At 47.2% G+C, this 8,093-nt stretch carries 9 protein-coding genes; 5 read left to right on the forward strand and 4 right to left on the reverse strand.

Translation table 11 applies throughout. The features are described from left to right. Positions 1 to 38 precede the first annotated feature (38 nt). Entirely contained in the window at positions 39 to 707 is a 669-nt protein-coding gene (locus EA392_01100; GenBank protein TVR41760.1) for a DUF4294 domain-containing protein, read from the forward strand. A gap of 7 nt (positions 708 to 714) precedes the next feature. On the opposite strand, the gene EA392_01105 is transcribed toward EA392_01100, so the two are convergent. The 4 genes from EA392_01105 to EA392_01120 all read right to left on the reverse strand — a co-directional run bounded on the left by EA392_01105 (position 715) and on the right by EA392_01120 (position 5,115). Then, positions 715 to 1,602 carry a 3-hydroxybutyryl-CoA dehydrogenase gene (locus tag EA392_01105; GenBank protein ID TVR41761.1) on the reverse strand — a complete coding sequence of 296 codons (888 nt, stop codon included), beginning with the start codon at positions 1,600 to 1,602 and terminating at the stop codon, positions 715 to 717. A gap of 75 nt (positions 1,603 to 1,677) precedes the next feature. Next, entirely contained in the window at positions 1,678 to 3,093 is a 1,416-nt protein-coding gene (locus EA392_01110; protein TVR41762.1) for a sugar transferase, read from the reverse strand. Further along, on the reverse strand, positions 3,090 to 3,962 hold the full coding sequence (locus tag EA392_01115; GenBank protein ID TVR41763.1) for a hypothetical protein: 873 nt from the start codon (positions 3,960 to 3,962) through the stop codon (positions 3,090 to 3,092). Before EA392_01115 ends, EA392_01110 begins: the two co-directional genes overlap by 4 nt. A 175-nt stretch (positions 3,963 to 4,137) precedes the next feature. Beyond that, positions 4,138 to 5,115 carry a gfo/Idh/MocA family oxidoreductase gene (locus EA392_01120; protein ID TVR41764.1) on the reverse strand — a complete coding sequence of 326 codons (978 nt, stop codon included), beginning with the start codon at positions 5,113 to 5,115 and terminating at the stop codon, positions 4,138 to 4,140. A 117-nt stretch (positions 5,116 to 5,232) separates the two neighbouring features. Here EA392_01120 and EA392_01125 point away from each other — a divergent pair, with 117 nt between their 5' ends. The 4 genes from EA392_01125 to EA392_01140 all read left to right on the forward strand — a co-directional run. Further along, positions 5,233 to 5,877: a protein-L-isoaspartate(D-aspartate) O-methyltransferase gene (locus EA392_01125; GenBank protein ID TVR41768.1), complete on the forward strand. Its 645-nt coding sequence runs from the start codon at positions 5,233 to 5,235 to the stop codon at positions 5,875 to 5,877. 255 nt (positions 5,878 to 6,132) lie between these two features. Beyond that, the gene (locus EA392_01130) at positions 6,133 to 6,978 is read left to right on the forward strand and encodes a hypothetical protein (GenBank protein ID TVR41765.1); all 846 of its coding nucleotides are present in this window, start codon (positions 6,133 to 6,135) and stop codon (positions 6,976 to 6,978) included. A gap of 152 nt (positions 6,979 to 7,130) precedes the next feature. Continuing rightward, entirely contained in the window at positions 7,131 to 7,433 is a 303-nt protein-coding gene (locus tag EA392_01135) for a hypothetical protein (protein ID TVR41766.1), read from the forward strand. 91 nt (positions 7,434 to 7,524) lie between these two features. After that, positions 7,525 to 8,093, forward strand: a 569-nt coding sequence (locus tag EA392_01140; GenBank protein TVR41767.1) for a hypothetical protein, incomplete at its 3' end; no start/stop codon positions are given.

Genomic DNA, 8,093 nt, shown 5'->3' on the forward strand with positions numbered 1-8,093 from the left:
TAACATTGTGCTTAGCTTTATCGTTTAAAAGAGCACATATGTGTCGGTGCATCAACATTCTTCTTTTTCTCTTCGCGTTGCCCTTTATGGGCCTGGCTCAACACCACGGGTTTGACCAAAATACGAAGGCATTGGAAGTCCTGATCACCGAGGATGATACACTCCCCTTGGTTGAACTTAAGCCATTTACCGTGCTTGAATTCACCAAAGAGCGCACACGGCGAGAGCAGCGACGCTGGGATGCCTTGATGGGGCGTGTTACCAAAGTATATCCATATGCCCGTCTGGCCGGAGAGTTAATGCGCGAATACGAGCAACAGCTCGAGAATCTTCCCACCGAAAAGGAGCAAAAGGCCTATCTAAAAATGGCAGAAAATGAATTGAAGCGCGAGTTCGAAGGTGAGATACGCAACATGACCATCCGCGAAGGGTACGTGCTCATCAAGCTCATTGACCGCGAAACGGGAAATACTTCGTATGATCTCATCAAAGAGTTGCGCGGAGGATTTACCGCTTTTATGTGGCAGGCCGTTGCCCGGCTGTTCGGCTCAAACCTCAAAGAGCAGTACGATGCTCCCGGCGAAGATGCCATGATAGAAGAAATCGTAGCACTTATTGAAGCCGGCGAAATCTATGTGGCAGAGCGAAAAGCCAACACTCCACAGGCGCAGGCGCGAATCAAGAAAAGCAAACGAAAAGGTTCCTGATTGCCGCTTAGCGGAATTGCTGCGACACCTCTTTTTCTTTCAAGCCCTTGCTGTAGTCGTAAAACCCTTCACCCGACTTCACGCCCAGATTTCCGGCTGTAACCATGTTTACCAGCAACGGGCAGGGAGCGTATTTCGGATTACCGAAACCGTCGTGTAACACGCGCAAAATAGAGAGGCAAACGTCCAGACCGATAAAATCTGCGAGGTGCAACGGGCCCATGGGGTGCGCCATTCCCAACATCATCACGGTGTCAATTTCTTCCACACCGGCCACACCCTCGTACAAACTGTAGATAGCTTCGTTAATCATGGGCATCAAAATTCGGTTGGCCACAAAGCCGGGGTAGTCGTTTACTTCCACGGGCACCTTACCGAGATTGCGCGACAAATCCATGATGGTCTCCGTGCATTCGTTGCTCGTTTTGTAACCCCTGATAACCTCAACCAATTTCATCACAGGCACGGGGTTCATAAAGTGCATGCCAATTACTTTCTCAGGGCGCTTGGTGACCGCCGCCACTTTGGTGATGGAAATGGAGGAAGTATTGGTAGCGAGGATACAGTTTGCCGGACAGGCTTCATCGAGTTGTCCGAATATTTTGAGCTTTAGATCAATGTTTTCCGTGGCAGCTTCAACCACAAGGTCTGCCTGAGCTACCGCCTCGCGCATTTCTGTATGGGTGGTAATTCGTTTCAGGCAAGCGTCTTTGTCGCCCTCAGTGATGATTTCTTTTTTGATTTGCCGATCCAGGTTTCCGGCAATGGTTTTTAGTGCCCTGGAAAGAGCATCCTGGGATACATCGCACAGGTTTACTTCATATCCTTTCTGGGCGAAAACGTGTGCAATTCCGTTGCCCATGGTGCCGGCTCCAATAACTGTAATGCGATTCATGTTGAGGGTTCTTTTAATCGGTTTAATTTAATGTGCCGCGAAAATACACACTAGCGGTGGCCTTCCCAAACGGCATTACTTACCGGAGCCTTTCAGAATGATGAGCACTGTATATGCCAGGATTTTGATATCGAGCGACAATGACATGTTTTCGATGTACAGCACGTCGTACTTGAGGCGCTGAACCATTTGATCAACATTTTCGGCGTATCCATACTTTACCTGACCCCAGGAAGTGATTCCCGGGCGCACTTTGTGCAGGTGTTTATAATGGGGAGCGCGCTCCATGATTTTGTCAATATAGTACTGACGTTCGGGCCTCGGTCCAACCAAACTCATGTCGCCTTTCAGCACATTGAAGAACTGAGGCAATTCGTCCATGCGAGTTTTTCTCAGGAAACGGCCTATGCGGGTTATTCTTGGGTCACTGGTACTCGATAATTGCGGACCATCTCGCTCGGCATCAATATACATCGAACGAAACTTGTAAATGTTGAAAGGTTGACCATGAAGGCCGATACGCTCTTGTTTGAAAAAAACCGGACCCGGAGATGAGAGTTTGATTAAAACCGCCAATAGCAGGTAAACCGGGGCCAGCACTAGAAGAGCCATCATACTAAGTACAATATCCATAATTCGCTTAATGGAGAACTGCCATGCGGGCATGATTTCGGCATTGACCTGAATCAATGGAGTGCCAAATATGCTTGTCATTTTTACGGATCCGGCAAGAATATCGTACATATCGGGTATGATGTGGATCTTGACATTGCAATCATCCAACGCGTTGATAATCTTTGTGATGTTTTGATGCTCCGAAGAATCCAGTGCAACAATGATTTCCTCTACACTGTGTTCCTCTACAATCTCTCTGATTCGGTTGAAATGCCCCAGGTAACGCAACTGTTGCTTCTGGATAAACTCCTTGCCACCATTGGTGCTTACAAAGCCAATAATCTTAAAACCGGGATAGTTACGGATGCTGTTAAGCTCTTCGAGGGTGTCAATAGCCAACTGATTACAGCCAGCCATGATGGTATTGAAACCGATTTCGCGGCGGTGAATCCGCTTTACAGTACTGGATGTTAATATGTAGCGAAACGTGAAAGTAAGGCCGAAGTGGATCACGAAAAGTACTGACAGGCTATAGTAATAATAGGTATAGGCGGCAATTTCGTCGTCGAGTAATAGGGTGAAAAAAATAATCAGTACACCGATGACTGTCATGAGCAGGGTTTGCCCCAGCTCTTTAAGGCGGTGTTTTCTGTACACATTGTTGTACGCACCAAAAATGGCGTACAGCACCAGCCAGAAAACGGGAATGGTAATGATGCCCAGGTACAGGTTCTGATCAAAATCAAATTCTGTTTGCTGGCCGTGCTTGATGGGGTCGAGGTAAATTTTCCGGTATGAAAAGAACAAAACCCACGCCACCAAAGCTGTCACGTAATCGGCAAGGATGTATTTCAGAACCTGCTTGCGGTTGTTCATCCGGGGTACACAAGTTTCACATTGTCAATAAACACTTCGCCAAAGTTCTGACCACTGTCGAGTATGCCCTCTATGAAAATACTGAAGCTGGTTCCGTTTGTTGACCCGCGAACTTCAGGCGTGAGGTCAATGTAAATTTTAGACCATTGGCTGTTGGGCCGGATTCCCTTTCCGTAAACTTTGGTTTCAAAAGGTGTGTTTTGATAAACGCCAACCTGCAAGGTGCATGCTGTAAGATAATTGAGCTCAAGATAGATCTCTGTTCCCGGAGCAATTTGGGGAAAGGAGTGCGTAGACCGCACTTCAAAGTAGCGGTTATTGCCCTCCAGCACTACGATGCCGGAACCTGTAGACTGATTACTCGGCTCATATTCAAATACCTGAGAGGGGTTTTGGGTGATCGACATATTGGCCTGACTTTCGGCCGTGGCTTCAAATTGCACGCCTGCTTCCTCAAATCGCTCATTCCAAAAAACCAAACCCGATTCAAAATAGCGAAGCACCGGTACAGTATGTCCGTTTTTCTGGGTGGTTGTTCCCGAGCTTTCGGAAAAGTCAATGGTAGCTCCCGGTTTGAGATTCAGGTTGGTAATGTATTGCTGATAAAAGGGATAGGTTATGCGCGCGGTTTGAATACCGTTTTTGAGTACACCTCCGAGAATAGTGATTTTTTGATCTCCCTCCGAGATGATAGGAACCGTTGAGGGAAGTTCGTAGATACCCACCAATCGGTCGTTGAGGTACACCCATGCATCGCGAATTCCGTGGGCGTTGGTACCCTGCGAAAAGTCGGATTCAACCTCCAGCTCAACAGATTCGATGTGGAGGTAGGCGGGCTCAGTAGTTTTATCGCAGCTGGAGAGTGCCATTGCGGTTAAGATGACCCATATATGTGCTAACCTTATCATACCATATCTCCGTTTTGGCCGGCAAATATAGTCGTTTGGCAATGGTTAATAGATTTGAGACGGGCCAAAGCAGCGCACCTCTTGCCACTTGAAACGGAGTGGAGTCGGATTTATTTTCCAGTCGGGAAAACGGTTGTTAACTTGTCTTGAGTTTTAGTTTCTCAAGAATTTTGTGTGCTACATCAAGCGCTTTAAATCCGTCATCAATGGTTACAAGGGGTGTGGTGTCTTTCAGGATGCTCTCCGCAAAGGTTGAGAGCTCCAGTTGGATGGCATTGTGGGCTTCAATCTCAGGTTTATTGAAAGTGATCTCTTTCAAAGGTTGGCCCGGTTCCACTTCAAGGGTCATTCCGAAAGGGTCGGGCTCACCTTCCACATCCCGCATCTGAATGATTTCAGCTTGCTTTTCAAGGAAGTCAACAGCTATGTACGCGTCCTTTTGAAAAAACCGCGACTTACGCATGTTCTTCATGGAAATGCGGCTCGCCGTGATATTTGCTACACAGCCGTTGTCAAACTCCAACCGCGCATTGCATATGTCGGGGGTAGAACTCAGCACTGCAACTCCACTGGCGCTTATTCTTCGTACGTTAGATCGAACTACGCTGAGGACGATGTCCAGATCGTGAATCATAAGATCCAGCACCACTGATACATCCGTTCCTCTTGGGTTGAATTGCGCCAAACGGTGCGTTTCAATAAACATGGGTTGCTGAATATGGGCTTTTGACTGCATAAATGCAGGATTGAAGCGCTCAACATGCCCTACCTGAACCTTTACGTTTGCTTCATGGGCCAGGTTCATCAGTGCCCGTGCTTCCTCAATGGTGTTGGTAACAGGTTTTTCGATGAAAACATGACGCGATTTACGCAGCGCTTGCGAAGCGCAGTCATAGTGCGAAAGCGTGGGGGTTACCACGTCAACCACTTCCACTTCATCAATGAGGTTTTCTATGCTGTCAAAGGCAGGTACTCCAAATTTTTCGGTAACTTCTGCAACCTTTGCCGGGTCCGGATCGTAAAACCCCACCAATTCGTAATCTCCAATTTGTTGAATCAGTTTGATATGAATCTGTCCGAGGTGCCCGGCACCCAATACTCCAATTTTAAGCATACGTCGGGGGTGTTTCCAGACAAAGGTAGGTCTGTGTGGGGGGCAAATGCTCAGGAGCACACAGTTTTTTCAACACCGTTTTTTTTAAAGGAGCTTTTTTTCAACTTTGCCGGCGCTATGGAAGACAGTTTCCGACATCAAGGAATGCGCAGACGCCTGCTTGATACACTTCGCGAGAAAGGCGTGAAGGACGAAAAGGTATTGGGGGCCATGATGCGCGTTCCTCGCCATGCATACATGGATAAGGCTTTTCTGCATTTTGCCTATGATGACACAGCGTTTCCCATTGGTGCCGGCCAGACTATCTCACAGCCTTTTACAGTTGCTTTTCAGACGTCTCTGCTGAACCTCCAACCCCGTCAGAAAGTGTTGGAGATTGGTACAGGTTCGGGCTATCAATGCGCAGTATTGTGTGAAATGGGTGTGAAGGTGTTTTCGGTAGAAAGACAAAAAGAGCTATATGATAAATCCAGGCTTTTGCTCCGAAAGTTAGGTTACACTCCTCGCACCTTTTACGGCGATGGATACAAAGGACTACCTGCATTTGCGCCTTTTGACGCTATTCTGGTTACTTGCGGTGCCCCCTTTGTGCCCGACGCTCTGCTTGACCAATTAAAGCCCGGTGGTCGGCTGGTTATACCGGTGGGTGAGGGGGATGTGCAGGAAATGTTGCGGATCACGCGCAATCAAGATGGGAGCTTTTCCGAGGAGCGTTTCGGAGAGTTCAGGTTTGTTCCTATGCTTAAGGATAGAAATGCATAGCATTGTAAGAATGGTAACAGTATGGTAACCTATATTTTAAGAAATGCTGTGTGATATTGTGGAAAAAAACAGTGATATGAACAGTAAAGTGTGAAAAACCCATAAAAATGAGAATATCTTTGCCCGCGAATTCAAATAAATTTGCCTGATGGTGGAAAGGAGACTTTCCAATATTGGTAACTAACTCAAGAATCAAACAACAAGAAAACAAACCAAAAACTAAATGTTATGAAAAAGACATTGCTTGTGATTTCAATGCTTGCCCTTGGCGCCAGCTCTGTAATGGCCCAGGGTTTGTCAACCCGCGAAAATGAGGCCATCGTGGCCAAATTGGGTGCTCGTCCTGTGGCGGGTGATGCTGCTCTGAACTTTGTGATTCCATTGGTAGGCCTCAACGCCAACGACGGAACACAAGCCGGATTGTTCGATGGTAACATGCTCGGATCAGGTGATCTTCTCACCTTTAAGTACTACCACACCGACAACTTTGTACTTCGTGCAGGTGTGCGTCTGTATGCTAACAACGACCGTTTGAGCGGAGATACTTTTGAGAGTGAGCCTTTTGGTGTTACACTGGGTGAAGGAGACATCTCAAATCTGGCTGTTATCAACCAGGACCGTTCTTATGTCCTTGCAATCGGTTTTGAGCACCACTTCTCTAACTCAAATATTTTTGATGTGTACACCGGTGCGGACCTTTTGGTTGGCTTCAACAAAATGCGCAACACCATGGAGATGGAGTACAACAACATTGATGGAAACCTCAATGACATCATCACCCGTGATCTCTTCACAGAGCAAACCAATTCTACTGTAATTGGTCTTGGTTGGGTTGTTGGTTGGAACACCTTCATCGCTCAACTTCCCATCTCAGTGGGTATCGAGTACGGCCTCTCTATGAAGTGGCTGCTCGGTGGAAGAACCAAGGTTACCGAAGAGCGTGATGTTCGTAACGCTGACAACCTGAACTCATACTCAGTAGAATACTTCACGGATGATTCTCAACCCGGTTTGTTGTTCAGCGACCTGAGCCGTCGTAACTTCAACATGGACACCAACCAAAACGTACGACTCACTTTTCAGTTCTACTTTACCCGATAATTCAGGATGTTAACCTCATTTAAAACCAGAGACTAATGAAAAACCTCAGAATATTGACGTTGCTCTCTCTGATTGTGCTGGTGGCTACATCCTGTACAGTTCGGCAGAAAGCAACTCCGGTAAGTCCAATTCTTACCACGGTCAACTTTAACATGGATGACCTGGAGTACATTGGCGACGTAATCGGCAAAACAACCCAGTCTTACTTCCTTATTATTCCTTACGGTGGACGTCGTTACACCGCGGGAATTCTGGCCAACAGCGGCCTTGGAAGCGGACAGGGAGTGCCTGCAACCCGTGGCTGGAACAACGCATTGTACGATGCGCTTATGTCTAAGCCCGATGCAGACTTCGTGCTGCCCGTGTCTTACGAAACAACCATTGACCAGATGTTCCTCGGACGTCAGGAAACCCTTACAGTTCGTGCAAAAGCTTACCGCATTAAAACGCGGTAACCACGAACAAAACACTCTTGATAAAAACACCCGCCACTGTGGCGGGTGTTTTTGTTTTTAGACTACTTTCGATTCCCAAATAACCCACGTCATGCAGAGAATTATTATCCTTGTTTTGGTAAGCATCAGCTTGGTGCTCTCCTTTATGGGCTGTAAAAAAGAGAATGAGGGACCACTGTTGTTCATAACCCCCAGAGATACACAGTTCACAAGGCAGCCCGGGCAATTGTTTGAATTCACGATCAATGCCAGGGCCGAGTCTGGCTTAAAGCGCCTGCGCATTACCCAGAATTTTAATAATACGGCAACACAAACCATGCTCGATACGCTTATATCAGGGACCAATATCACATTTCAATATCCCTATTCTGTTCCAACCTCAGGAGTGAATCAAATATATTTCGTGTTCACTCTTACTGACCTGGATGACCGTACAGTATCAACTCCGCGCAGGTGCGTGGTGCAAGGAGCCGCCCTCCTTACAGAGAGCACCGGTCACGAGCTATTTAGCCGTTTTGCCGGTGAGGATAAAATTCGGGGATTCAACATTCATAACGCTTCCGGAATCACCGTTACGGCCCAGACCGATTCTAGTAACATACACATCATGGACTACGACCTCGTAAATGATGGCGTTCTATCAAGGGCATGGTACAGCCC

The sequence above is a fragment of the Cryomorphaceae bacterium genome (assembly GCA_007695365.1).
In the GTDB taxonomy this organism is placed as follows: Bacteria; Bacteroidota; Bacteroidia; order Flavobacteriales_D; family SKUL01; genus SKUL01.

What these genes read in the sequence shown, in the direction of transcription:
- EA392_01110 (TVR41762.1), bottom strand. Translation starts at nt 3,093, where the DNA reads ATGAACAACCGCAAGCAGGTTCTGAAATACATCCTTGCCGATTACGTG.
- EA392_01115 (TVR41763.1), bottom strand. Translation starts at nt 3,962, where the DNA reads ATGGCACTCTCCAGCTGCGATAAAACTACTGAGCCCGCCTACCTCCAC.
- EA392_01105 (TVR41761.1), bottom strand. Translation starts at nt 1,602, where the DNA reads ATGAATCGCATTACAGTTATTGGAGCCGGCACCATGGGCAACGGAATT.
- EA392_01130 (TVR41765.1), top strand. Translation starts at nt 6,133, where the DNA reads ATGCTTGCCCTTGGCGCCAGCTCTGTAATGGCCCAGGGTTTGTCAACC.
- EA392_01100 (TVR41760.1), top strand. Translation starts at nt 39, where the DNA reads ATGTGTCGGTGCATCAACATTCTTCTTTTTCTCTTCGCGTTGCCCTTT.
- EA392_01120 (TVR41764.1), bottom strand. Translation starts at nt 5,115, where the DNA reads ATGCTTAAAATTGGAGTATTGGGTGCCGGGCACCTCGGACAGATTCAT.
- EA392_01135 (TVR41766.1), top strand. Translation starts at nt 7,131, where the DNA reads ATGGATGACCTGGAGTACATTGGCGACGTAATCGGCAAAACAACCCAG.
- EA392_01125 (TVR41768.1), top strand. Translation starts at nt 5,233, where the DNA reads ATGGAAGACAGTTTCCGACATCAAGGAATGCGCAGACGCCTGCTTGAT.